The organism is Rhodanobacter sp. OK091, assembly GCF_900142825.1.
GTDB lineage: Bacteria > Pseudomonadota > Gammaproteobacteria > Xanthomonadales > Rhodanobacteraceae > Rhodanobacter.
Window position 1 is genome coordinate 148,019 of the sequence record NZ_FRCH01000004.1, and the last position, 24,473, is coordinate 172,491.

The 24,473-nt window shown below is 64.9% G+C and carries 19 protein-coding genes; 11 read left to right on the forward strand and 8 right to left on the reverse strand.

Annotation, left to right across the window (positions count from 1 at the left end; translation table 11 throughout):
- Positions 1-3 precede the first annotated feature (3 nt).
- The 6 genes from BUA26_RS17200 to putA all read right to left on the reverse strand — a co-directional run bounded on the left by BUA26_RS17200 (position 4) and on the right by putA (position 10,943).
- Positions 4-1,413, reverse strand: coding sequence for a coniferyl aldehyde dehydrogenase (locus BUA26_RS17200; RefSeq protein ID WP_072762115.1), 1,410 nt, complete (start codon positions 1,411-1,413; stop codon positions 4-6).
- A gap of 7 nt (positions 1,414-1,420) precedes the next feature.
- Complete coding sequence (locus tag BUA26_RS17205) at positions 1,421-3,898, reverse strand: TonB-dependent receptor (protein WP_083573064.1); 2,478 nt, start codon at positions 3,896-3,898, stop codon at positions 1,421-1,423.
- A gap of 64 nt (positions 3,899-3,962) precedes the next feature.
- Complete coding sequence (locus BUA26_RS17210) at positions 3,963-5,144, reverse strand: SO2930 family diheme c-type cytochrome (RefSeq protein WP_072762116.1); 1,182 nt, start codon at positions 5,142-5,144, stop codon at positions 3,963-3,965.
- A 1-nt stretch (position 5,145) separates the two neighbouring features.
- Positions 5,146-6,381, reverse strand: a complete 1,236-nt coding sequence (locus BUA26_RS17215; RefSeq protein WP_072762117.1) for a parallel beta-helix domain-containing protein — start codon at positions 6,379-6,381, stop codon at positions 5,146-5,148.
- Between the two features lie 150 nt (positions 6,382-6,531).
- Complete coding sequence (locus BUA26_RS17220) at positions 6,532-7,617, reverse strand: AraC family transcriptional regulator (protein WP_072762251.1); 1,086 nt, start codon at positions 7,615-7,617, stop codon at positions 6,532-6,534.
- A gap of 116 nt (positions 7,618-7,733) precedes the next feature.
- Entirely contained in the window at positions 7,734-10,943 is a 3,210-nt protein-coding gene (gene putA, locus BUA26_RS17225) for a bifunctional proline dehydrogenase/L-glutamate gamma-semialdehyde dehydrogenase PutA (protein ID WP_072762118.1), read from the reverse strand.
- Positions 10,944-11,213: 270 nt separating this feature from the next.
- Between putA and BUA26_RS17230 the strand changes: the two genes are divergently transcribed.
- The 5 genes from BUA26_RS17230 to BUA26_RS17245 all read left to right on the forward strand — a co-directional run bounded on the left by BUA26_RS17230 (position 11,214) and on the right by BUA26_RS17245 (position 15,522).
- On the forward strand, positions 11,214-11,654 hold the full coding sequence (locus BUA26_RS17230) for a DUF2244 domain-containing protein (RefSeq protein WP_072762252.1): 441 nt from the start codon (positions 11,214-11,216) through the stop codon (positions 11,652-11,654).
- A gap of 20 nt (positions 11,655-11,674) precedes the next feature.
- The gene (gene coxB, locus BUA26_RS17235) at positions 11,675-12,616 is read left to right on the forward strand and encodes a cytochrome c oxidase subunit II (protein WP_072762119.1); all 942 of its coding nucleotides are present in this window, start codon (positions 11,675-11,677) and stop codon (positions 12,614-12,616) included.
- Positions 12,617-12,695: 79 nt separating this feature from the next.
- Positions 12,696-14,312, forward strand: coding sequence for a cytochrome c oxidase subunit I (gene ctaD, locus BUA26_RS17240; RefSeq protein ID WP_072762120.1), 1,617 nt, complete (start codon positions 12,696-12,698; stop codon positions 14,310-14,312).
- A 58-nt stretch (positions 14,313-14,370) separates the two neighbouring features.
- A complete protein-coding gene (locus BUA26_RS20785) occupies positions 14,371-14,502 on the forward strand; it encodes a hypothetical protein (RefSeq protein WP_255368405.1) in 132 nt (43 codons plus the stop codon).
- A gap of 132 nt (positions 14,503-14,634) precedes the next feature.
- Complete coding sequence (locus BUA26_RS17245; RefSeq protein WP_072762121.1) at positions 14,635-15,522, forward strand: cytochrome c oxidase subunit 3; 888 nt, start codon at positions 14,635-14,637, stop codon at positions 15,520-15,522.
- A 250-nt stretch (positions 15,523-15,772) separates the two neighbouring features.
- Here the strand turns inward: BUA26_RS17245 and BUA26_RS17250 are convergent, their stop codons facing one another.
- The gene (locus tag BUA26_RS17250) at positions 15,773-15,988 is read right to left on the reverse strand and encodes a twin transmembrane helix small protein (protein ID WP_072762253.1); all 216 of its coding nucleotides are present in this window, start codon (positions 15,986-15,988) and stop codon (positions 15,773-15,775) included.
- Between the two features lie 59 nt (positions 15,989-16,047).
- Between BUA26_RS17250 and BUA26_RS17255 the strand changes: the two genes are divergently transcribed.
- From BUA26_RS17255 to mgtA, 6 genes are all read left to right on the forward strand, one after another.
- Positions 16,048-16,791 (forward strand): SURF1 family protein, encoded by a 744-nt coding sequence (locus BUA26_RS17255; RefSeq protein WP_072762122.1) that lies wholly within the window; start codon positions 16,048-16,050, stop codon positions 16,789-16,791.
- 23 nt (positions 16,792-16,814) lie between these two features.
- Positions 16,815-17,387 (forward strand): hypothetical protein, encoded by a 573-nt coding sequence (locus tag BUA26_RS17260; protein WP_072762123.1) that lies wholly within the window; start codon positions 16,815-16,817, stop codon positions 17,385-17,387.
- A complete protein-coding gene (locus BUA26_RS17265; protein WP_072762124.1) occupies positions 17,387-18,562 on the forward strand; it encodes a COX15/CtaA family protein in 1,176 nt (391 codons plus the stop codon). Before BUA26_RS17260 ends, BUA26_RS17265 begins: the two co-directional genes overlap by 1 nt.
- Position 18,563: 1 nt before the next feature.
- Positions 18,564-19,466: a heme o synthase gene (cyoE, locus tag BUA26_RS17270; protein ID WP_072762125.1), complete on the forward strand. Its 903-nt coding sequence runs from the start codon at positions 18,564-18,566 to the stop codon at positions 19,464-19,466.
- A gap of 350 nt (positions 19,467-19,816) precedes the next feature.
- Complete coding sequence (locus BUA26_RS17275; protein ID WP_072762126.1) at positions 19,817-20,077, forward strand: hypothetical protein; 261 nt, start codon at positions 19,817-19,819, stop codon at positions 20,075-20,077.
- A 156-nt stretch (positions 20,078-20,233) separates the two neighbouring features.
- Positions 20,234-22,897: a magnesium-translocating P-type ATPase gene (mgtA, locus tag BUA26_RS17280; protein WP_072762127.1), complete on the forward strand. Its 2,664-nt coding sequence runs from the start codon at positions 20,234-20,236 to the stop codon at positions 22,895-22,897.
- On the opposite strand, the gene BUA26_RS17285 is transcribed toward mgtA, so the two are convergent.
- Positions 22,879-24,360 carry a GTPase gene (locus tag BUA26_RS17285; RefSeq protein WP_072762128.1) on the reverse strand — a complete coding sequence of 494 codons (1,482 nt, stop codon included), beginning with the start codon at positions 24,358-24,360 and terminating at the stop codon, positions 22,879-22,881. The genes mgtA and BUA26_RS17285 overlap by 19 nt on opposite strands.
- Positions 24,361-24,473: the final 113 nt, after the last annotated feature.

Sequence of the window (24,473 nt, forward strand, 5' to 3'; positions counted from 1 at the left end):
TGCTCAACCGCGCCTGAGCAACAGCTCCAGCACGCGACGGAAGCGTGCACCGTACGGAGGGTTGAGCAGGCCGGCACCGTTGAAGCGGGCCTGCCGGAACACCGGCTTCAGATGCGAGAACGTGCGGAAGCCGGCTTCGCCGTGATAGCCGCCCATGCCGGAAGCGCCTACGCCGCCGAACGGCAGATCGTGCTGGGCGATGTGGTACAGCGTGTCGTTGACACTGACGCCGCCAGCCTGGGTATGCGCCAGCACCTTGTCGATGCTGGCCTGATCCTGCTCGAACAGATACAACGCCAGCGGATGAGCGTGCGCACCCACATAGGCGATCGCCTCGTCCAGGGTGTCGTAGGGCAGTAGCGGCAGCAATGGACCGAAGATCTCCTCGCGCATCACCGCCATCTCTTCGCCGACCTCGCTCAGCAGTTGCGGCGGCAGCAGGCGGCGTGTCGCGTCCTCGGCGGCATCGCCGAGCGGATGCACGCGGGCGCCGGCGGCCAGTGCGTCATCGCGCAGCGCGACGAGGCGCTGGTACTGGCGGTCGGACACGATGCTGGCGTATTGCGTGCTCTGCCCGAGCTGGGGGTACATCCGCGCCATCGCGCGACCGGCGATGGCAATGAACTCGGCCATGCGCGCGCGCGGCAGCAGCACGTAGTCGGGCGCGATGCAGGTTTGCCCGGCATTGACCAGCTTGCCGAACACGATGCGTTCCACCGCATGCTCGAAGCGCGCGCCGGGGCCGACGATGGCCGGCGACTTGCCACCCAGCTCCAGCGTCACCGGGGTCAGGTTTGCCGCCGCGGCGCGCATCACCCGATGGCCGACCGCGGTGGAGCCGGTGAACAGCAGGTGGTCGAACGGCAGCGCGGAAAATGTCTGTGCCACGTCGGCGTCGCCGGTCACCACGACCACTTCGTCGGGCGCGAAATAGTTCGCCATCTGCTCGGCGAGCAGCGCCGAGAAGCGCGGCGTGAACTCGCTCATCTTCAGCATGGCGCGGTTGCCCGCGACCAGCGCGTCGACCAACGGGCCGACTGCCAGATACAGCGGGTAGTTCCACGGCACGATGATGCCGATCACGCCGCGCGGCTGCGGCCGCACCTCGGTACGTGCGGGCAGGAACATCAGGTCGGCCAGACGCCGCTGCGGTCTCATCCAGCGTCGTCCTTTGGACAATGCGTGCCGGATGGCCGACAGGCTGGGGAAAATTTCCAGCAGATCGGTTTCCTCACGCGGACGGCAGCCGAAGTCGGCATGGATCGCCGCGGCGAAAGCCCCGCGCTGCTCGCGCAGCATCGTCTCCAGCTGGTGCAGGCGTTTTGCGCGCACCGGCCAGGCCGGCAACGGGTCACGCGAGTGCGCATCGCGCAGGCGTTGCAAGGTGGCAGGGAGATCGTCGTGGTTGGTCATCGCGTTCTCAGAGTTTCGCGTGCAGTTCCACACCCCACATGCGTGGCGGCGTGATGTTCGCGTACGGTGTTCCAAACACGCTTTCGGTGATGTTGTCCACGCCGGTCACGTAGCGTTTGTTGGCGAGGTTGGTCACGTAGAATGCCACGCCCCAGCGATCATCGGCCGCGCGCCAGTCGAGCCGCGCATCCGCGCGATTCTGCGAGGTGCCGACGCTGAAGTTGGGACTGACCTGGCAGGTGCCTTGCAGTTGCGAATCACGGTTGCAACGCGACTTGCCGCGGTATGCGTAACTGAGGTCGAACTCCAGCGCGCCGTTCGCCACGTTCTGCCAAGTGTAGGCCATGGTGGTCGCGAACGAGAACGTCGGTTCGCCGGTGGGCTGGTTGTTCAGGCTGACACCCGACGGTGCGACGGCATTGCGATAGGTGGCATCGATGTACGCGCCATTCACGCCCAGCCGCAAGGCCCTGACGGGCTGCCACTGCAGCTCCACTTCCGCGCCCGTGGCCTGCTGGTTGCTGCTGCTGACCAGATAGCGCGGTACGCCAGAGCCCGCGCTGTTGGGATCGAGCGTCAGCGCCTGCCGATTGTCGTAGCGGTAGTAGTAGGCCGATGCGTTGAACAGCAGGTTCTGTTCCGGGAATACCGTCTTGATGCCGGCTTCATAGTTCAGCACTTTCTCCGGCGCGAAGTGCGAGCCGATCTGCACACTGTTGTAGCCGCCGGCCTTGTAGCCCTTGGTGATCGACACGTAGCCCATCGCCTCGGGCGTGAACTTGTAGTCCAGCACGGCACGTGGACTCAGGTCGTTCCAGCTGTTCTTGCTTTTCACCAGTACGCCGACCGGGGCGCCGCTGCCCGCGTTGAAGATCAGGTTCTGACTCAGCGCGTCCAGCGCGCCTTGCGCCTCCGGCGGCAACAGGTCGAAGATCGGCATGCCGAACACCTGGTTGCTCTTGAGCTCGGCGATGGTCTGGTCGAAGGCTGCAGCCTGGCGCGGCGGGTTGAACCAGGAGAACTCCTTCTGATCGCGCGTGAAGCGTATGCCGGTGGTCAGGTTGAGGCGGTCGTTCAAGTGCCAGATCACATCACCGAACGCCGCGTAGGCCTTGAAGTGGCCGACGTTGTTTATCTGTTCGCGCCACGGGTCGCCCAGCAAGTTGTAGGGCAGGCCGAACGAAGCGAGCGCCTGGCTGATATCGGCCAGCGGCGTGCCTCCCCCCATCGCGTTCTGTATCAAGGTGTCGACGCTGTCGGTGAACACGTTGGTCTGGCTGGTCTGACGCGCTTGTTCCTGGTAGTAGCTGACGCCGCCTACCCAGTCGATCAGGTCGGTGTTGCCGCTCAGCTTGAACTCCTGGTACCAGCTGTTGTTGTGTTCGATGTTGGTGGTGTCGAGGTAGTCGACGATGTGGTTGGTGCCGTCGTAGTCGCCGCGGTTGAAGGTGTTGAAGTTGCGCCACGCCGTGGTGGAGGTGAGGCTGCCCCAGCTGAAGGAATGGTCGACGCTCAGCGTGGCGCCGTCGAACCGGCGCGTCTCGGCGCCACCGACGGCATCGTTGTAGAGCGGCGCGTGCAACGGATTCAGATAGGTCGACGGGTCGGCCGGAAACGGCGCGCGCTGCTGCGGGTCGTTCGACAGTGCGATCAGGCCGAAAGCCGGGTGCGGCGGCTGGTTGAGCTTCTCGTGATCCCATGACAGCAGTACGCGCGTATCGGGCGTGACATTCCAGCGCCACGCCGCGCGTGTGCCCCAGTCGTTGTCCTTGCCGTAGGCCTTGCCCGTGGCGGCATCCTTTACCCAGCCATCGCTGTGGTTGTCGAGCACGCTGACGCGCAGCGCCATGTCCTTGTTCAGTGGCATGTTGAGCAGCGCGTCGCCGTACTGCTTGCCGTAGTTGCCGAAGCGCACGCGCGCCTTCGCCTCGAACTGGTCGCCGGGTTCGTTGGTGATGATCGAGATAGCGCCAGCGGCCGCGTTGCGTCCGAACAGCGTGCCCTGCGGCCCTTTCAGTACTTCGATCCGCTTGATGTCGTTGAACGCCAGCAGAGCGCCGCCCGAACGCGCCGCATACACACCATCGATGTACACGCCCACGGCCGATTCGGTGCCGACACCGAAATCGTCGGTGCTGATGCCGCGCAGCTCATAGTTCGGCTGGGTCGGCTGGTCGGTGCTGACCACCAGGCCCGGCACGAACAGGTTCATCTTGCTGAGGTCGGTGGCGGCCAGTGTGTCGATCTGCTTGGCCGTGATGATCTGCAACGGGATCGGCACCGACTGCATTTCCTGGCTGCGGCTCTGCGCGGTGACGGTGATATTGCCGAGCTGGGTTGCCTTGACCGCCGCCGTCGACGGGCTGGAATTGTTTTGCGGCGACGTGGCCGTCTGCGCCTGCAAAGAGCCGCCGGACAGCAGAACCCCGCCGCCGAGCAGCAGCGTGTGAAGTGCGATTGAAAGTGGACGTTGGCGCATGCTCATGCCGTGCTCCCCGTGCATGGAATGACCGCGGCGTGCAGGCCGCGGCGGTGTTGGTATCCGGTGTTCAGTGCAGCACCACGCAACTCCCCGGTTGCGCGGCGATCCAGGCCTTGATCAAGGCGAGCCCTTGCTGGTGCACCGTGCTGCGGCCGATCTCCGGCATCATCGTGCCCGGCTCGGTGGACGACAGCCGATAAGCGATGATCGAGTCATCCGGTTTGCCCGGCACGATGTCGAAGAAGCGGTCGCCCGTGCCCTGGCCGGCCGCGGTCGGTGGCTTGCAGATGCCGAGGTGACGATCCTCCGGCGTGTCGTTGGTCAGCGACAGGCCGGTAGTGTTGGCCGCGCCACGCGGGTTATGGCAATGCCCGCAGTTGATGTCGAGGTAGGCGCGCGCGCGTGCATCCAGCGGTGCGCGAGTATCTTCCCAGTTCGCGTCACGCGGTACTTCGGCCGGCGCCGGCAGGCCGTCGAGGTATCCGATTTTCACCAGGTGTTGGAGCTGGTTCTGCGTGCCGTCGGCGTAGTGGTAGTCCTTGTTGATGTGGCGCGCTTTCGGACCGATCGGATGGATCTTGCGGTCGACCCAGTCCTGCGCGTGGCAGCTGGCGCACTGGCTTTCGTCCGGCACCACGTAATTGAAATCCTCGCGGGCGGGCTGTCCTACAGCCGGCTGTGCATCGACCAGGGTCAGCGGCAACACGGCGCCGGTGCGTACCAGCGTGGCTTCGGTCTGCGCGTCGTTCCATAGGTACGGGATCGCCGCCCAACCATCCTGGCGATGCACCAGGATGCGCGTCTCGATCAGGTGCATACGTGACATGTCCAGACCCTGGCCGGCGAAATCGTGCGAGTAGTCGTCGGTGCGCGCCACGTCGGCGGGCTTGCCGTCGGCCGTGCGGCCTTTATCGGGTCTGGGGTAATAGAAGGTCTTGCTGATCACCGTGCCGACCGGGAAATCGAAGGTGTCGGTGGGGTGGTATTTCGCCGAGCTGCCCTTCGGCATCCAGATCGTGCGCAGTTTGTGCGCATAGTCGGAGAACAGCGGCGTGTTGAGGTCGTACGGCACCACGCCGTCGTTGAGCTGCAACTTGCCGTCGCGTACCTCGACCACATGCCAGTCGCTGAGTTTCGGCGGCCGGCCGTCGGCGTGGAACGTCACCGGCGGCATGTCGCGCTGGCAGCCGACCAGCAGCATCAGCGCCAGCAGCACCGAGGCGTACTTCGCGAATTTCACGACCGACATGTCAGACCTTCGGTTCGGGATTCAGTATGACCGGCGGCAGCTTCGGCAGCGCGCACTGGTAGGGCTTGGTATCGGTGCTGGGGCTCTTGTAGTCGTGCGCGCCGTCGGCATTGAGCACGCCGTTGATGTCCTGGATGCAGATCCGGTCATTCGCCGGTGGCAGCCCGTTGACCAGATCCTTGGGATCGCTGTAGCCATCCCACAACACATCGGGGAAATGACCGCCGAGTCCGTATACCGCCGTCTTCAAAGTCTTCAGCTTGAGCCCGTCCGGCGAATCGCCGCCGCCCTTGAGCCGGTTGCCGTAGACGTAGATGCCCTTCGGATACGGGTTGTAGTCGGCAGCCACGCCGCGGGTGTTGTAGTAATTGGTGGAGAAGTAGCTGGCGATGATGATGTTGCTGGTCTTGTTGTCGGCGATGTCGTTGTCGAAGATCTCGACCTTGTCGTTGGAGTTCACCACCACGCCCGAGCCGGCCGGCACACTGGCCACGGCGGCACCCTTGGCGGCGAAGTTGTCGTTGTTGTTCTCGAACACTTTGTTCTTGAACACGCGCGTGGCGTGGCCGGCCTGCGACAGGTTGGGCATGTTGAACACCAGGATGCCGCCGGTGTTCTTCGTTGCGGTGTTCTCGTAGACATCGGCATTGACCGAGTTCTCGATCTCGATGCCGGCCACGTTGTGCTCGGCGCGGTTGCGCCGCACGATGATGTTGTTCGACTGGCCGACGTAGATGCCGGCATCGGAGGCACCGATCACCACCGAATCCTCGACCAGCACGTTCTGCGTCTTCACCGGATACAGGCCATAGGCGCCGTTGGTGGTCTTCGGGCCATCGGTCCACTCGATGCGCACGCCGTGGATGGTGATGTTCTTGCCCTGGTTGATCTTCAGCGCGTCGCCCTTGGTGTCCTCGATCGCCAGGTTCGCGATGGTGAAGTCATTGGCGTTGACCAGCAGGCCTTCGGGGCCGACCAGCTGGCCTTTGAACGACAGCACGGTCTTGTCCATGCCGGCGCCCTTGATGGTGACGCCATCGGTGCGCAGGCTGAGGCCTCGCTTGAGCGCGTAGTGGCCGGCGGGGATGTCGATCACGCTGCCGGGTTTGGCGTCCAGCAGTTGCTCCTGCAGCTTCGCCTCGAAGCTGGCGTCGGCGGCGTTCTGTGCTGGCGCCTCGTGCTTGCCGCAGCCGGCGAGCGCCGCGCCGAGCGCGACGGTGATGAACAGCTTGCGCATGATCGTGAACTCCCCATTCGAACGAAATCGGCGGATGCCGCGCCTGGCGCAGCCCGAACCCGACTGTCGCGCAATCCATCGGCAAGGGGGAGGGTAAAACGGCCACGCGAAGGGGGGTAAATCGGCCAGTCTGCGACGAATCGTCCCCGCTCAGGCCGCGCCGCGGCGTGCTTCCTGGGGGGCCATGCCGGTCCAGCGCTTGAACGCGCGGCGGAACTCGCGCGGATCGTCGAAGCCCACTTCGCCGCCGATCTCCGCCACGCTCAGCGTGCCGGCCTGCAGCAATTGCAGCGCGCGCTCGGCGCGCACGCGATCGTGGATCTCGCGGAAGATGCGACCGCTCTCGGCCAGCTTGCGGCGCAGCGAACGTTCGCTGAGGTTGAGCGTGCGCGCCACGTCGTTGAGTCTGGGCTGCTCGCGCAGCTGGCTGCGCAGCAGCCGTTCCACCGCGGCGACGATTTCCTGGTGCGGCTCGCCACCGTCGGGCGTGCGTTGCTGCGCGCACAGCGCCAGCGCCTGTTTCGCGGTGAGCGGGTTGTAGCCGGGCAGCGGATGGGCCAGCCAGCGGGTGTCGATCAGCATGCGGTTCCGTGGCATGCCGAACTGCAGCTCGCACTGGAACAGTTCGGTGTAGGCGTCGGCATAGCCCGGACGTGGATAGCTCAGTTCCACTCGCAACGGCCGCAGTTCGGGGCCGACCAGTTCGCGCGAGATCATCACCGAACTGGCAAACAGTTCTTCACAGAAGAACGGCAGCAGCTCGATATCGCCGAACTGCGGCGTGGCGACCAGCGCCACCGCCTGTTCGCTGATCGCCTCGAACGTCAGATCGAGCAGGCAGCCACAGATCTTGTGATAGTGGATGCCCGACTGCATCGCCTCACCGAAGGTGCGCGAGGTCATCATCGCCAGTCCGAGCAGGCCGAAGCCGCCGACAGTGCCCTCGCGGCCGATGCGCAGGCCGGCGTCAGGTACGCCCAGCGCCTGCAGCGCACGTCGCACGAAGGTGCTGGCCTGGCGGTATGACACGCGCAGCGCCGGGTCGGCGATCTGCGTGCGGGAAAGCGCCAGGCCGGCGAACCATGCGCGGCTGTCGACACCATGGGCATCGGCCAGCTGCACCAGATAGAGCAGCTTGTTCGAAGGAAACTCGGCGGCGGTGTAGCGCGGATCGTCCGTTGCCAGCGCGGTCGGGTTGCCGTGGCTCAGGTCGATCAGGGCGGCAGGACGTGCCATCGTGCGATTGCTCCGGTGCAGCGGGCCGGTCATCGTGCCAGCGTCGCTGCCTGTTCTATCACGCGAGCACCGCCGACCGCTTGCGCATTGCACAAGCGGCCAGTAGGCGGCGAAGCCTACTCGCCGATCGTCAGCAACGACGCATTGCCACCCGCCGCGGTGGTGTTGATGGTGAGCGTGCGCTCGCCGGCGAAGCGCAGCAGGTAGTGCGGACCGCCGGCCTTGGGGCCGGTGCCGGACAGGTTCTCGCCGCCGAACGGCTGCACGCCGACCACCGCGCCGATCTGGTTGCGGTTGACGTAGCAGTTGCCGACGCGGGCGTGGCTGGCGATGTAGTCGACGGTGTCGTTGATACGGCTGTGGATGCCCAGGGTGAGGCCGTAGCCGGTGGCGTTGATCTGATCGACCACTTGCACCAGCTCGCTACCCTTCCAGCGGATAACGTGCAGCACCGGGCCGAACACTTCGCGGGTCAGCGTGGCGAGTGAGGGAATCTCGTAGGCGCGCGGGGCAAAGAAGGTGCCGTTGGCGGTGGTGGCCGGATCGAGCGCGACCTCGCCGATCTTCTTCGCTTCCTTGTCCATGCGGGCAGCGTGGTCGACCAGGATTTTCTTCGCGTCCTCGTCGATCACCGGGCCGACGTCGGTGGACAGCTGGCCCGGGTCGCCCACCTTCAGCTCAGCCATCGCGCCGGCGAGCATGGCGCAGACCTTGTCGGCGATGTCTTCCTGCACGAACAGCACGCGCGCAGCCGAGCAGCGCTGGCCGGCGGACTGGAACGCGGAGGCGATCACGTCCTTGACGATCTGCTCGGGCAGCGCGGAGGAGTCGGCGATCATCGCGTTCTGGCCGCCGGTCTCGGCGATCAGCGCGGCGATCGGCGCGTTGCGCGCGGCCAAGGCGCGGTTGATCGCCCAGGCGGTGTCGGTGGATCCGGTGAAAGCCACGCCGGACACGCGTGGATCCTTGGTCAGGGCGGCGCCGACGGTGGCGCCGTCGCCCGGCAGGTATTGCAGCACGTCGGCGGGCACGCCCGCGTCGTGCAGCAGCTTCACCGCGGCATGGCCGATCAGCGACGTCTGCTCGGCAGGCTTGGCGATCACGGCATTGCCGGCGGCCAGCGCGGCGCTGACCTGGCCCAGGAAGATCGCCAGCGGGAAGTTCCACGGGCTGATGCAGACGAACACACCGCGACCATTGAGGAACAACTGGTTGCTCTCGCCGGTCGGGCCCGGCAACTGCTCGGGTTGGCCGAACAGACGCCGTGCCATGGTGGCGTAATAGCGCAGGAAATCGGCTGCCTCGCGGATCTCGGCGATCGCATCGGGCAGGCTCTTGCCGGCCTCGCGCACGCAGAGCGCGATGAATTCGCCGCGGCGCGCTTCGAGCTGCTCGGCGGCATGCTCGAGGATCGCGGCACGGCTGGCCGCGGGCAGGCGATCCCAGCCGTGCTGCGCAGCGACGGCGTTGCTCAGTGCCTTGTCGACGATGGCGCTGTCGGCGGCGATGTAGCTGCCGACAGTCTGGCGGCGATCGGCCGGGTTGGTGACGGCGATCGCGGCTGAAGCCGCTCCCACAACCGCGCCCGGTACCAGCGGAGCTGCTGTCCAGGGGCCGGGATTCGCGTTGACCGCGTCGGCCATCGCCTTCAGTTCGTTGTCGTTGGAGAAGTTGACGCCCATGGAATTCTTCCTGGATACCGAATTTGAATTCTGCGCAAGCGCAGAATTGTCCACGTAGATGTTGACCGGCAGCGGGATGCGCGGATGAGGGATCGAAGCAAAGGAGCGCACCGTTTCGCAGGGGTCGGCGACCAGCGTGCGCACCGGCACGCTCTCGTCGACGACGCGGTTGACGAAACTGGTGTTGGCGCCGTTCTCGAGCAGGCGGCGCACCAGGTACGGCAGCAGGTCTTCGTGCGTACCGACCGGCGCGTATACGCGGCAGGGCACGTTGAGCCCGCCCTTATTGACGTCGGGCGGACCGATCACTTCGGCGTACAGGTCGGTGCCCATGCCGTGCAGGCGCTGGTATTCGTATGGGCGGCCTTGTGCGATGTGATGCACGGCGGCGATGGTGTGCGCATTGTGGGTGGCGAACTGCGGATAGATCAGCTCGGCGCCGGCGTTGAACAGGCGCCTGGCGCAAGCCAGGTACGACACGTCGGTATTCGGCTTGCGCGTGAACACCGGGTAGCCGGCCAGGCCGTTTTCCTGCGCGCGCTTGATCTCGGCGTCCCAATAGGCACCCTTGACCAGGCGCACATACCAGCGGCGATTGGCGGCACGGGCGGTCTCGATCAGCCAGTCGATCACGAAGGGGGTGCGCTTGGCATACGCCTGCACCACGATGCCCAGGCCATTCCAGCCTTGCAGCGAAGGATGCGCGAAGACGTCGCCGATGATGTCCAGCGACAGCTCGAGGCGCTCGGCCTCTTCGGCATCGACCGACAACGCGATGCCGTACTTCATCGCCAGCTGCGACAGCTCCAGCAGCTTTTCGCTGAGCTGGCGGTGGGCGAGCTCGCGCTTGGCCACTTCGTAGCGCGGATGCAGCGCGGACAGCTTCACCGAGATCGACGGTGCGTCGGTGTGATTGGCGAACGGACCGCGCGCGCCGATCGCGGCGATCGCGTTGCGGTAATCCTGCTGGTAGCGCTCGGCGGTTTCGCTGGTCAGCGCCGACTCGCCCAGCATGTCGTAGGAATAGCGGTAGACCGCATATTCCTTCTTCGCGCAGCGGTCCAGCGCCTCGTTGATGGTCTGTCCCATCACGAACTGGTAGCCCATGATGCGCATGGCCTGACGCACGGCGAGGCGGATTGCCGGTTCGCCGGCGCGGCCGACCAGTCGCTTCAGAGCGCCGGTGAAATCGTGACGGGTGTCTTCAGCGAGGTTCACCAGATGCCCGGTGAGCATCAGACCCCAGGTGGAGGCGTTGACGAACAACGACTCGCTCTGGCCCAGATGCTTCTTCCAGTCCGCATCGCCGAGCTTGTCGCGGATCAGCTTGTCGGCGGTAGCCTTGTCCGGAATGCGCAGCAGCGCCTCGGCCACGCACATCAGCAGCACGCCCTCCTCGGAGGAGAGATCGTACTGGCGCATGAAGGACTCGACCGCGCTCTGGTCCTTGGCGCGCAGGCGCACGCGGCTGACCAGGTCGGCGGCGAGGTCGATCACTTTCTCGCGTTCGACCGGCGGCAAGGTGGCCTGGGCGAGCAGGTCGTTGACCGCTTCGGTTTCGTCGCGCAGCCAGGCGGCGGTGATGCGTGCGCGCGCCGGCGTGCTGTCGAGGGGGAGTTCGGAACTGAGAATGGGCTGGGTCACGGGCTTGTCGAAGGATTCGCCGCGGCGAAGGGGAGCGCGGGATTGTACGCTGGACTCCGCGGATTTGGGGCGGCGCAGCCGCTGCGCAAGCCGTTTGCCGGCGGCCTTGCGGCGCCATTCGCCGGGCTTCCATGCAGGTCTGATCCGGATCAGTCGGGTGCAACATTCTTGCCCGCTGCCTCGCCGCGGCCTATCATTCCGATGTTCCAGGCACGCCGGATCCCCATGATCGTGCTTCGACCAGCTACCGCCGGCTTGCCGTGCGTGACGATGTGGCTCAAGCCCAATCGCGCGCTAAGCCGGCGCGGTCTGCGTCGATTGATCGTGGTTCTGGTGGCGCTGGTGCTGATAACGGCGGGACTGGGTGCGTGGCAGGGGAACGTGTTTGCTCCGCTGTTCGCCTTGGTCGAATCCGCCGCCGTGGCCGTAGCCTTGAGCGTGGCCTGGCGGGCCGGCGATCGCAGTGAGCGCATCACCCTCGACGCTTCGTCGCTGGAGGTGCGGTCGCTGCCGGGCCGGCGCCGCATGCGTTTCCAGGCGTACTGGGTGCGCGTGCTGCTGGAGCCGGGTGACGGGCGTCAGCGCCTGTTGCTGTCATCGCACGGGCGTGAATTGGAGATTGGCGCTTTTCTGGCGGAACAGGAACGCGTCGAGCTGTCGAGAAAACTCATGGTGCTGCTGGCCGATCTCAACGGCCCGTCGCGCAAGTAGGTTCAACAAAGGTGCAAGACATGACATCTGGCGGCATCAGGCGATCATTCACGGCAGCGGCGACACTCGCCCTTGCATCGTTCGGCAGCGTGGTGCACGCCGCACCCGGTCCGTGGCAGCTGAACATGCAGCGCGGCGAGAGCACCTGGTCGCAGGTGCCGTACCACCTGAACAACATTTCGCTCGCCGTGTGCACGGTGATCGGCATCCTGGTGTTCGGCGCGATGTTCATCGCGATGTTCCGCTTCCGCAAATCGCGCGGTGCCGTGGCCGAGAAGTGGTCGCACAACACCATGGTGGAAGTCGTCTGGACCACCATCCCGGTGGTCATCCTGGTCGTGCTGGCCTACCTGGCCACCGGCGGCCTCACCTCCTGGGCCGACACCACCGGTTCGCAGATGACCGTCAAGGTCACCGGCTACCAGTGGAAGTGGCGCTACGACTATGTCGACTACCAGGGCAAGCCGATCGACAAGGTCGGCTTCATGTCCAAGCTCGATACGCAGAGCGACCGGACCCGCCAGCTCGGTTCGGGCATGGATCCGTTTGCGGTCAAGGTCGGTGACGAGAGCACGTATCTGCTGAACGTCGACAACCCGCTGGTCGTGCCGGTCGACACCAAGATCCGCTTCGTGATCACCAGCGGCGACGTGATCCATTCCTGGTGGGTGCCGGCGACCGGCTGGAAGCTCGACGCGATCCCCGGAATCATCAACGCCGCCTGGGCCAACTTCCAGACGCCGGGTACCTATCGCGGCCAGTGCGCCGAGTTGTGCGGTCAGGATCACGGCTTCATGCCGATCGTGGTGGTGGTCAAGTCGAAGGCGGATTTCGCCGCGTGGCTGGCCGGGCAGCAGGCGAAGTCCGCCGCGCCCGCCGCTGCACCGGCGGCAGCTTCCAGCGCCGCCGCGCCGCAAACCAGCCAGGCCGCTCCGGTAGCGGATACGGCCAAGCAGGGCTGATCCGACCCGGTCGGGCCGTTCCCGGCACACGTTTTTTCACGCAGTCGCATTCAATATTTCAGGTTAGAGGTGCAAGGCCATGTCCTACGCAGCCACCCATGATCATCACGATGATCACCACGGCGCGCCGAAAGGTTTCTTCCAGCGTTGGTGCATGTCCACCAACCACAAGGACATCGGCACGCTGTATCTGGTTTTCGCGCTGACGATGTTCTTCATCGGCGGCAGCTTTGCGATGCTGATCCGTGCCGAGCTGTTCAAGCCCGGCATGCAGCTGATGCAGCCGTACTTCTTCAACCAGCTGACCACCATGCATGCGCTGGTGATGATCTTCGGCGCGATCATGCCGGCCTTCGTCGGCCTCGGTAACTGGATGATCCCGCTGATGGTGGGCGCGCCGGACATGGCGCTGCCGCGCATGAACAACCTGTCGTTCTGGATCCTGCCGTTCGCCTTCCTGTTGATGCTGTCCACGCTGTTCATGCCCGGCGGCGGCCCGGCCGGCGGCTGGACGCTGTATCCGCCGCTGTCGCTGCAGAGCGATTCGCTCGCCTACGTGGTGTTCGCGGTCCATCTGATGGGCATCAGCTCGATCATGGGCGCGATCAACATCATCGCGACCATCCTCAACATGCGCGCGCCGGGCATGGAACTGCTGAAGATGCCGGTGTTCGTATGGAGCTGGCTGATCACCGCGTTCCTGCTGATCGCCGTGATGCCGGTGCTGGCTGGCGCGGTGACGATGCTGCTCACCGACAAGTACTTCGGCACCAATTTCTTCAACCCGGGCGGCGGCGGTGACCCGGTGCTGTATCAGCACATCTTCTGGTTCTTCGGTCATCCCGAGGTCTACATCATGATCCTGCCCGCATTCGGGATCATCTCGGAAATCGTGCCGACCTTCGCGCGCAAGCCGATCTTCGGCTACAAGGCGATGGTGTTCGCGATCGCCTCGATCGCATTCCTGTCGTTCATCGTGTGGGCTCACCACATGTTCGCGGTGGGCCTGCCGCTGGGCGCCGAGATCTTCTTCATGTACGCCACGATGCTGATCGCGGTACCGACCGGCGTGAAGGTGTTCAACTGGGTCGCCACCATATGGGGCAGCTCGATGACGTTCGAGACGCCGATGCTGTTCGCGATCGCGTTCATCATCCTGTTCACCATCGGCGGCTTCTCCGGTCTGATGCTGGCGCTGGTGCCGGCGGACTTCCAGTACCACGACACCTACTTCGTGGTGGCGCATTTCCACTATGTGCTGGTGACCGGTGCGCTGTTCGCGATCATTGCGGCCAGCTATTACTGGCTGCCGAAGTGGACCGGCAACATGTACAGCGAGTTCTGGGGCAAGGTGCATTTCTGGAACAGCGTGATCTGGGTCAACGTGCTGTTCTTCCCGCAGCACTTCCTGGGTCTGGCTGGCATGCCGCGCCGCATTCCCGACTACAACGTGGCGTTCGCCAACTTCAACATGATCAGCTCGATCGGCGGCTTCCTGTTCGGCGCCACCCAGCTGATCTTCATCGGCGTGCTGATCCATTGCGCGTTCTTCTCGAAGAAGAAGGCCACCGACCGCGTGTGGGAAGGCGCCAGGGGTCTGGAATGGACGGTGCCGTCGCCGGCGCCGCACCACACCTTCGAAGTGCCGCCGGTGATCCACGACGACGAGCTGGCGCACGGCCACGTCAACGATTGATCATTCACTATGTCGCCCCAGCCCTTCCGGGCCGGGGCGATGCAAGAAGCCGATCTACATGAAACAGCAGACAATGAACACGGAAATCGCGGCACGCCGCAAAGGTGTACGACGCACCCTGGCGGTGACGGTTTCGATCGCGCTGGCGTTTTTCCTGGTGTCGTTTCTGCAGATCCTGCTGATGAAATAGCGGTACCGCGGTTGCTGTACGGTTTCCTTCAATTACGTCTCCTTCAACCGGTCGGGTTCGACGATCGGCATGCAGTTCCCCGGTCGGCGTGACGGGGCAAAAGTCATCAAGAGAAATCCACGGGGTCTCACCATGGGTCAGCAGCACGACGCTTACTTTGTTCCGGCCAAGAGCTATTGGCCGATCGTGGCCGCAGTGGTCATGTTCACCACCGTGTTCGGTGCCGCGCACTGGCTGAACGCGGAGCCCGGCGACGCCGGCTTCGGCAAGACCGTGCTGATCGTCGGCGTGGTCGGCGTGCTGGGCATGTTCTTCGGCTGGTTCCGTTCGGTCATCAACGAATCGCTGTCCGGCAGCTACAACCACCAGGTGGACGTCTCGTTCCGCATGGGCATGATGTGGTTCATCTTCTCCGAGGTGATGTTCTTCGGCGCGTTCTTCGGTGCGCTGTTCTACATCCGCATGTTCTCGGTGCCGTGGCTCGGTGGCACCGGCCATGGCACGTTGACCCATCAGTTCCTGTGGAGCGATTACGCTGCCGCATGGGGCGCCAATGGCGGCAACGGTCCGGAGCGTGTCGGCGGCAGCTTCAGCACCGTGCCGGCGTGGGGCCTGCCATTGCTGAACACGCTGATCCTGCTGAGCTCCAGCGTCACCGTGACGATTGCGCACCATGCGCTGCGTGCCGGTCATCGGGGCAAGATCCTGGTGTTCCTGGGCCTGACCGTGCTGCTCGGTGCGCTGTTCCTGAATTTCCAGGCGCATGAGTACGTCGAGGCTTACAAGGAGCTGAACCTGACCCTGCACAGCGGCGTCTACGGTTCGACCTTCTTCCTGCTGACCGGCTTCCACGGCCTGCACGTGACGCTGGGCACGATCATGCTGGCGGTGATCTGGCTCCGCGTGCTGAAGGGCCACTTCAACAAGGATCACCACTTCGGTTTCGAGGCGGTGGCGTGGTACTGGCACTTCGTCGACGTGGTCTGGCTCGGCCTGTTCATGTTCGTCTACATTCTTTAAGACGCGGCGTCGGTTCCGCGAGGAGCAAAACCGGCCATTGGCGACTGCTCTGCATTGCTTCAACTTGGGCATCCATGCCCAAGCCATGGCCGGACCCTTCACAAGGACCATGACACGTCCGCAACAAAAAGCCCGCCATCGGCGGGCTTTTTGTTGCGGTGACACCGGGCGATTCAATCGTTACCGGAACTCGCGGCCACGTAGCGCGATTTGTCGCGGCCGGGGCGCGCGGCGGGCGCAGCCGCTACAATCACTGGCCGACATCGTGCGGATGCAGCCAACCCATCCAGATGCCGAGTGCGACCATGCCGATCAGCAACAGCGACAAGCCGATGCGGCGGGTCAGGGCCCACACCGTGCGCTTGTCGTCGTCCTTGTCGGTCATCATGAAATACAGCGCCTGGCCGAGGCTGAAGATCACCACCAGCAGCACCACCACCAGCGCACCTTTGTAGACGGTTTCCACGTGATTGATCCGATCCATTACGACCTGGGCAGTATAGCGACCACCGGCGGGCTCGCCGCGTGAGCGGATTTCGCCGTCCGTCGTGGTGGGCGTTGCTGCTGACGGCGGCCGGAGCCTTGCTGTTCATACGTTTGGGCATCTGGCAGCTGCATCGCGCCGACTTCAAGGAAGCACTTCTGCGGCGGTATGCCGCATCGTCGACCGCGCCCCGGCAGGACTTCGCCAAGGTAGCCGCCGCGCCGCCGGCCGACAGCTTTCCGCGCGTGCAGGTGAGCGGCCGCTATCTTGCCGACCGGCTGTACCTGCTGGACAACCCGAACCACGACAGCCGCGGCGGCGTGGAAGTGTTCGCGCCGTTCGTGCTGCACGGCGTGCTGCGCGATCAGTCGCCGTTGCTGCTGGTGGACCTGGGCTTCCTGCCGGGCAATGGCGATGGCAAGACGCCGCAACTGCCGCCGTTGCCGACCACCGAGATCAGCCTGCAGGGTTTGTACGTGCCGCCACCGCCGACCGGTTTCGAGATGGGCGGCAATGCACTGGCGCGACAGACTCGCTGGCCGAAGAACACCATTTTCCTGGACCCGGCGGAAATCGCCCGCGATCTCGGCCGTCCGCTGTATCCGCGGATGCTGGCGCTGGACGCCGATCCCGCCTCGATCTATGTGCGCGTGCACACTCTCGATTTCTCTTCCATGCCGCCGGCGCGGCACCGCGCCTATGCGTTCCAGTGGTTCACCTTCGCGCTTGCCGCGGTGGTGATCCTGCTGGTCGTGCATCGCAAGCGCAAACCGCGCAAATCCTGATATCACGAAGGTCACGAAGTCCGATGAAGCCAGTCGATCCCGTTGCGTTGCGCAAGAGCCGGATGTCTCTGCTGCTGATTGCGCTGGTGTTTGCGGCGCCGATGATCATTGCCGGCCTGCTCAGTTTTACCGGCTGGCAGCCGGGCGTGAAGGGCAATGGCCACGCGATCCTGCCGCAGCGCAATTTCGTCGATGAGAAGCTGCAGGTGAAACTGGACAATGGTCAGGCGTGGCCGTGGCGCGACAGCGAGCCGCGGCTGACCCTGGTCACGCTGGCCGGGCCGGACTGCGCCGCGCGCTGCTTCGAGACATTGACCGGGATCGCCAAGGCGCGCGTCATGCTCAACCGCAACCAGATGCGCCTGCGCCTGCTGTACGTCGGCGCGCCGCCGGCGGATGCGGGCCGACGCGACGCCATACGCACCTATTGGTCGCTGGGCCGCGATGTCGACGGCAAGCTGGCCGCGTACGCACCGACCACGCCGGACAGCGTCAGCGCGGTGTTGGTGGAATCCAATGGCACGGCGCTGTCGCTGTATCCGGCCGGCTTCGATGTTCCCGGTTTGGCGCGGGATCTGCAGAAGGTGGTCAAGTGATGACGGCGCGCTCGCTGAAAATCCTGCGCGGCCTGTCCCTGCTCGCCGCGGTGTTCGCATTCGGGCTGGTGATGTTCGGCGCGTTCGTGCGGTTGTCGAATGCCGGGCTGTCGTGCCCGGACTGGCCTACCTGCTACGGCCAGGCGACCTGGCCGCATCACGCGCAGGCGGTGGCGCATGCCGACGCAGCATTCCCTGATCGCCCGTACGAGGCGCACAAGGCCTGGCGCGAACAGGTGCACCGCTTCCTTGCCGGCACCCTCGGTGTGATGGTGTTGCTGCTGGCGCTGATCGCGAGCGCGCGCAGACGCAGTGCGCTGCTGGCCGTCATTGCCGGCGCGGTGTTTGCGGTGGTCGGCGTGGCTCTGTACATGCGCGGCGAACACATGTGGTCGTCGTTGCTGGCGGTATGTGCGATGGGTTTGCCGCTGTTCGCCGCGATCCAGTTGCCACAACCCGGCGCCTGGAAGATCAGCGTGCTGACACTGGCGGTGATCATCTTCCAGGCGATGCTCGGCATGTGGACGGTGACCCTTCTGCTGAAGCCAATCGTGGTGATGGGGCATCTGCTCGGGGGCATGACCACGTTCGCGCTGCTGGCGTACGCCGCACTGCGTTTCGTCGGCGTAGCTGCGCCGGACGAGCGCATGGCCGACCTGCGCCGGTTGGTGACGATCGGCCTGGTGCTGTTGTTTTGCCAGATCGCGTTGGGTGGCTGGACCTCGGCGAACTATGCCGCGCTGGCCTGCGGCTACGGCCCCGGCGCGTTCCCGCAGTGCCTCAATCAGTGGGCACCACCGACGGATTTTCACCAGGGCTTCGTGCTGTGGCGCGGGATCGGCGTCAACTACGAAGGCGGCGTGCTGGACATGGCGGCGCGCAGTGCGATCCAGCTCGTGCATCGGTTCGGCGCGCTGGTGGTGTTCTGCTACCTCGGCTGGTTGTCGCACAAGCTGGCCCGGCGTGGCCTGCGCGTCTTTGGCATCGCGATCGCGGTGGCGTTGGTGAGCCAGGTATTGCTGGGCATCAGCAATGTGTACTTCGGTTTGCCGCTGGCGGTAGCGACCGCGCACAATGGTGTGGCCGCACTCTTGCTTTTCACCTTGCTGGCCGCGTTGGCGCGTACCCAGCGTCGGCATGACGAGCCGATGTCCCTGTCGCTGGAGTCACGTTGAGATGGAGCTGTTCCACGAATACCTGCAACTGACCAAGCCGCGCGTCGTCGCGCTGCTGGTGTTCTGTGCGGTGATCGGCATGTTCCTCGCTGTGCCGGGCATCCCGCCGTGGCGCGCGTTGGTGTTCGGCACGCTGGGCATCTGGATGGCCTCAGGTTCAGCGGCCGCGTTCAACCACCTGGTCGACGAGCGCATCGACAAGCTGATGGCGCGCACCGCACGGCGTCCACTCGCCACCGGCAAGCTCACGCCGCGCCAGGTGCTGGTGTTCGCGGTGCTGCTTGGCATCGCCTCGATGCTGGTGCTGGCGCTGCTGGTCAACCCGCTCACCGCGCTGCTCACCTTCGGCGGCCTGATCGGCTACGCGCTGGTCTACACCGCGTACCTGAAGCGTGCGACGCCGCAGAACATCGTGATCGGCGGTCTCGCCGGTGCGATCCCGCCGGTGCTGGGCTGGACCGCGGTGACCGATGCCTTGCATCCGTTCGCGCTGCAGTTGTGCCTGATCATCTTCGTGTGGACGCCGCCGCATTTCTGGGCGCTGGCGATCTTCCGCCGCGACGACTACGCGCGCGCGCAGGTGCCGATGCTGCCGGTCACCCACGGCGTGGTCTACACGCGCTGGCAGGTGCTGTTCTACACCGTGCTGCTGGTGCTCGTGACGCTGCTGCCGGCGCTGACCGGGATGAGCGGTCTGATCTATCTGGGCGGCGCGATCGTGCTGGGCGTGGGCTTTCTGTACTACGCCGTGCGACTGCTGAATCCGCCGGACGAGCTGTTCCCGATGAAGGTGTTCAAGTACTCGATCGTGTATCTGATGGCGCTGTTTGCCTTCCTGCTGGCCGACCACTGGCTGGTCGGACCGATCGTGCAGCAGGGGCTGGCGCTGCAGCATGCGAGTTGAAACCTGATCGGTAAGCCTGGTCGGTTTCGGCCGAACCGGCATGGCGGTTTCCGACAGATTTCATCCATCCACTCAGCCCTTATGGGTTGACACTTCCGCAGCGCAGCACGACAATGCGCGCGCTTGCCGGCGCATCGCGTCGACGGGCTCCCAGTCCTGACAAACCAAGGCATATGGACGTTTACCCTAGTCGCAACGTCGACATCCGCAAGCATCGGATGCCGGCGACGCATAACAACAAGTTGAACGCCTGCGGCGACCGCGAGCGGTCGGCTGGTGCTTTCCTCGACTAGGGAAAGTCCGGCCCACCCCTGACGACGCCATAGGCGTCGTTACGAGGAGATGGGCCCATGAAGCTCCTTCGCGATTCCCTTCTGTTGCGCGCACTGCGCCGGCTACTGGCTGGCCGTCGCGACGTCGTGCGCCGCCCTTACGCCGTCACCGTGCCCGCTCCGCTCGAACACACCCCATTGGGGCAGACCCCATTGGAGCAGGCGACCGGCAACAACGTGGTCGAACTGCATCGCCGGAACTCGAGCCATGCGTCGGCACCGGCCCAGGACAATGCGCTGCCATCGTCCGTACATCGTGCTGTGGTATCCAGTCGCTGATGGTCGCCATCACGTCATGCAAGGGGTGGCCTCCGCCAGTGGCGGCATGGTTCCGGCCGCGTATGCGGCCGTGCGCACCGGCGATGATGCGGTTCGCGGATTGATTCCGCAGACTCGCACCGGCGACAGGTATCAGCGAATTCACGGAAGCGAGTCATGAACAAGCAATCCAATCAGACCACCGCAGTCAAGGCGGCGGGCAAGGGTGCGGCAGCAGTGCATGCGGCGGTTGCGCAGGAGGCGTTTCGCGCAAACGACGAGCTGCTGGCGGCGCTGGAAACCACCCTGGCGGGTCTCGATGAAGAACAAATCGAGACGCGGCTGCATCGCGACGGCGTGAACGAGGTATCGCACGAGAAGCCGCCGCACTGGACGCTGCAGCTGCTGCACGCCTTCAAGAACCCGTTCATCGTCGTGCTGCTGGTGCTGGCCTGCGTGCAGTTGGCCACGGATCATACGAACCTGACTGGTCCGACCATCATCTCGGTGATGGTCGGCATCAGCGTGTTCCTCAGCTTCACCCAGGAATACCGTTCATCAAGGGCCGCCGAGAAGCTGAAGGCGATGGTGCGCAACACCGCCACGGTGACGCGTCGCGCATCGGACGGCCACAGCGAGCGCATCGAAGTACCCGTGGCCGAGCTCGTCGCCGGCGACATCGTGCATCTCGCCGCGGGCGACATGGTGCCCGCCGATCTGCGTCTACTGAGCGCCAAAGACCTGTTCATCAGTCAGGCCATCCTCACCGGCGAATCACTGCCGGTGGAGAAGTCCGCGCCGTCGCATATGCCTGCGGCGAACGCGCCGGGGGCGAATGATGCCGATAATCCGCTGGATCTGGCATCGGTTTGCTACATGGGCACCAACGTGGTCAGCGGCACGGCCACCGCAGTGATCGTAGCCACCGGCTCGCGCAGCTATCTGGGTTCGCTGGCGCGCACCGTAGCGGGTCAGCGCGTGCAGACCAGCTTCGATCGCGGCGTGAAGAGTGTCAGCTGGCTGCTGATCCGCTTCATGGCGGTGATGGTGCCGATTGTTTTCGTGATCAACGGCCTGGACAAGCACGACTGGCTGCAGGCGTTCCTGTTCGCGTTGTCGGTGGCGGTGGGCCTGACGCCGGAAATGTTGCCGCTGATCGTCACCGCGAATCTGGCCAAGGGCGCCATTGCCATGTCGCGCCGGAAAGTGGTGGTGAAGCGCCTCAACGCGATCCAGAACCTCGGCGCGATGGACGTTCTGTGCACCGACAAGACCGGTACGCTGACCTTGGACAAGATCGTGCTGGAGCGGCATCTCGACCTGTATGGCGAGGAGTCCGAGGAGGCGCTGGAATATGGCTACCTCAATAGCCGTTTCCAGACCGGCTTGAAGAACCTGATGGACAAGGCGGTGCTGGAGCATCGCAACCTTGAACCCACCGCGGCGCACTACCGTATCGTCGACGAGATCCCGTTCGACTTCCAGCGCCGCCGCATGTCGGTGGTGGTGAGCAACGGCGAGGGCCCCGAGCTGCTGGTATGCAAGGGCGCGGTGGAGGAGATGCTGTCGATCTGCGCGTACGCGAAGGCCGGCGACGAGATCCTGCCGATGACCGACGAGCAGCGGGCCGAGATCAAGGCGACCACCCGCCATCTCAACGAGGATGGTCTGCGTGTGCTGGTGGTGGCGATCAAGCGCCAGCCGCCGTCCAATCGTGCCTACAGCGTTGCCGACGAGAGCGACCTGATCGCCGTGGGCTGCCTGGCCTTCCTCGATCCGCCGAAGGATACCGCGGGCACCGCCATCGCGGCGCTGCGCCATCACGGGGTCGAAGTGAAGGTGATCACCGGCGACAACGAAGCGGTGACGCGCAAGATCTGCCGTGAAGTGGGCCTGGACGTGGAGCACTCCGCGCAGGGCAAGCACATCGAGCCGCTGGACGACGCCGAGTTGGACGAGCTGGTCAAGCGCACCACGGTGTTCGCCAAGATGTCGCCGCTGCAGAAAGCCCGCGTAGTGAAGTCGCTGCAGCGTCAGGGACACACCGTCGGCTTTCTCGGCGACGGCATCAACGACGCGCCGGCACTGCGCGAGGCGGACGTGGGCATATCGGTGGATACCGCCACCGATATCGCCAAAGAATCGGCCGACATCATCTTGCTGGAAAAGAACCTGATGGTGCTGGAGGAGGGTGTGATCGAAGGACGCATCACCTTCGGCAACATCATCAAGTACATCAAGATGACCGCCAGTTCCAACTTTGGCAACATGTTCTCGGTGCTGGTGGCGAGCGCGTTCCTGCCGTTCCTGCCGATGCTGCCGTTGCAGCTGCTGGTGCTCGACCTGCTGTATCACACCTCGCAGCTGTCGATCCCGTTCGACCGCATGGACGAGGAATACCTGCGCAAGCCGCGCAAGTGGGACGCCAGCGACATCGGGCGCTTCATGGTGTGGATCGGCCCGGTCAGCTCGATCTTCGACATCACGACGTACTGGCTGTTGTGGCATGTGTTTGGTGCGAACTCGCCCGAGCACCAGGCGTTCTTCCAGACCGGCTGGTTCGTCGAGAGTCTGCTCACGCAGACCCTGATCGTGCACATGATCCGCACGCGCAAGATCCCGTTCCTGCAGAGCATCGCCTCGGCGCCGGTGCTGGCCTTGACCGTTGCCGCCATCCTGGTCGGCATGGCGCTGCCTTTCACCGTATTGGGCGCGAAGTTCGGCATGGTGGCGTTGCCGCCGGTGTACTTCGGCTGGGTGGCGCTAACCGTGTTCACGTATTGTGTGCTGACCCAGCTGATGAAATTGCTTTACATGCGCCGCTACGGGCGCTGGCTGTAATCCACGCTGTTGCGTTCGCGCGCAGCGTCCACGGTCAGCGCGGCCAGTTGGCGCAAGCGGGTGCTGCCGGTATCGGCGAGCAGTTCCTTCAATCGGGCGCCGGCATCGAGCTGGTCGAGCGTGTGGCGTTCGGCCAGCGAGGCGGCGAGGGCGCGGCCCATCGAATCGAAGATCAGCGCGTAGGCGAAGGCGTGCAGCACGCCGCCGCCGAGGGTGCCGAGGCCGGGGAAGGCCTTCAATGCATTGCCGGCGACAGCCAGTACGATCGACGTGCCGGTGCGCAAGGTGAGCCTGGCCTGTTGCACGAAGTCGTCGATCTGCACGTCGCTGACTTTCACGCCGTATAGCTCGGCGAGTGCGCGGGTGAGGCCGGTGGCGAGTACGCCCTGGATCACCAGGTCGCTGCCCGGCGCCACCGCGGCGAGCGCGCCGACGATCGCGCGACGCGCATATTTGCGCACGATGCGCTCGGCCTCCTCGGCGCGGGTCCGCGTTTCCAGTGTGCCTGTGCGTTGGTGCAGTCCGGCCAGCACGGCGTTTTCGCGCAGGTTTTCGAGGCCTTCGGCACCGGGTGCTGTGAGCCGGGCCAGCGCTTGCAGCAGCGGTTCGATCGCGGGCTTCCGCTGGCGCTCGACCGATTCGGTGCTGCCGTCGGCGAGCAGGCGTTGATAGCGCTCGCTGCCGCCGGCGCTGATCGCCAGTACCGCATTGGCGATGCCGCGCGACTGCTGGCGCAGGCGGGCCAGCAGCTGTTCGCGCTCCACCGATGTCCACTGATCGGCCTTGTTCAAGACCAGCAGCAGCGGCTTGCCGAAATCGGCGAGCCAGCGCAGCTCGTCGCCTTGGCCGCGGTTGAGATCGCCGGCGCATAGATAGATGACGGCATGCGCGCGCAGTGCTTCCTCGCGCGCCATGGTTTCGTGGGTTTCACCACCGGCTTCCCGGCTGCCGGGTACGTCGGCCAGCACCAGTGTGCGACCGTCGGGAAGTTGGCTGTCGTAATGGCCGACTTCCCGGGTAGTGCCGCCGCGCGCGTCGCTGGCGACCTGGGCGTGCGGCGCCAGTGCGCGGATCAGGCTCGATTTGCCGGTGGAGATTTCGCCGAACAACGCGACGTAGACGCGCGCGCTGGCGCGGCGTCGATCGAGTTCGCCCAGTTCGGTCGTCAGCACGCCGGTATCGGCACCGCGTTCGCGCAACTGGTGGATGCGTTGCTCCAGACTGCCGCGGTCGGGCGCCGGCATCGGCCGCCGTTTGCGTCGCGGCCGCAGCAGCCACCACAGCACACTCAATCCGGCCGCCGCAAAGATCGCCAGGATGCCGCCAAGCGTCCATTGCAACCACGTCGGCAACGCGAGAAAGCGTTGCGCCAATGCCAGCGCACGTTCGGCGGCCGCGAACAGCAGCCATAGCAACGCGGCCATGGCTAGCGCGGAGAACAGCAATCGCAGGCGTCGGGACATGCACGCATTCTAGCGAGCTTCTTCGGGCCGACTCCGCTCGCACCGGTGTCACGGTTTTGGCACTATCGTGAATTGGAGTGACACAGCTTCGACCGGAGCTGTGCGGGTTTCGC

What these genes read in the sequence shown, in the direction of transcription:
- BUA26_RS17200 (WP_072762115.1), bottom strand. Translation starts at nt 1,413, where the DNA reads ATGACCAACCACGACGATCTCCCTGCCACCTTGCAACGCCTGCGCGAT.
- BUA26_RS17205 (WP_083573064.1), bottom strand. Translation starts at nt 3,898, where the DNA reads ATGAGCATGCGCCAACGTCCACTTTCAATCGCACTTCACACGCTGCTG.
- BUA26_RS17210 (WP_072762116.1), bottom strand. Translation starts at nt 5,144, where the DNA reads ATGTCGGTCGTGAAATTCGCGAAGTACGCCTCGGTGCTGCTGGCGCTG.
- BUA26_RS17215 (WP_072762117.1), bottom strand. Translation starts at nt 6,381, where the DNA reads ATGCGCAAGCTGTTCATCACCGTCGCGCTCGGCGCGGCGCTCGCCGGC.
- BUA26_RS17220 (WP_072762251.1), bottom strand. Translation starts at nt 7,617, where the DNA reads ATGGCACGTCCTGCCGCCCTGATCGACCTGAGCCACGGCAACCCGACC.
- BUA26_RS17230 (WP_072762252.1), top strand. Translation starts at nt 11,214, where the DNA reads ATGTGGCTCAAGCCCAATCGCGCGCTAAGCCGGCGCGGTCTGCGTCGA.
- coxB (WP_072762119.1), top strand. Translation starts at nt 11,675, where the DNA reads ATGACATCTGGCGGCATCAGGCGATCATTCACGGCAGCGGCGACACTC.
- ctaD (WP_072762120.1), top strand. Translation starts at nt 12,696, where the DNA reads ATGTCCTACGCAGCCACCCATGATCATCACGATGATCACCACGGCGCG.
- BUA26_RS20785 (WP_255368405.1), top strand. Translation starts at nt 14,371, where the DNA reads ATGAAACAGCAGACAATGAACACGGAAATCGCGGCACGCCGCAAAGGT.
- BUA26_RS17245 (WP_072762121.1), top strand. Translation starts at nt 14,635, where the DNA reads ATGGGTCAGCAGCACGACGCTTACTTTGTTCCGGCCAAGAGCTATTGG.
- BUA26_RS17260 (WP_072762123.1), top strand. Translation starts at nt 16,815, where the DNA reads ATGAAGCCAGTCGATCCCGTTGCGTTGCGCAAGAGCCGGATGTCTCTG.
- BUA26_RS17265 (WP_072762124.1), top strand. Translation starts at nt 17,387, where the DNA reads ATGACGGCGCGCTCGCTGAAAATCCTGCGCGGCCTGTCCCTGCTCGCC.
- cyoE (WP_072762125.1), top strand. Translation starts at nt 18,564, where the DNA reads ATGGAGCTGTTCCACGAATACCTGCAACTGACCAAGCCGCGCGTCGTC.
- BUA26_RS17275 (WP_072762126.1), top strand. Translation starts at nt 19,817, where the DNA reads ATGAAGCTCCTTCGCGATTCCCTTCTGTTGCGCGCACTGCGCCGGCTA.
- mgtA (WP_072762127.1), top strand. Translation starts at nt 20,234, where the DNA reads ATGAACAAGCAATCCAATCAGACCACCGCAGTCAAGGCGGCGGGCAAG.
- BUA26_RS17285 (WP_072762128.1), bottom strand. Translation starts at nt 24,360, where the DNA reads ATGTCCCGACGCCTGCGATTGCTGTTCTCCGCGCTAGCCATGGCCGCG.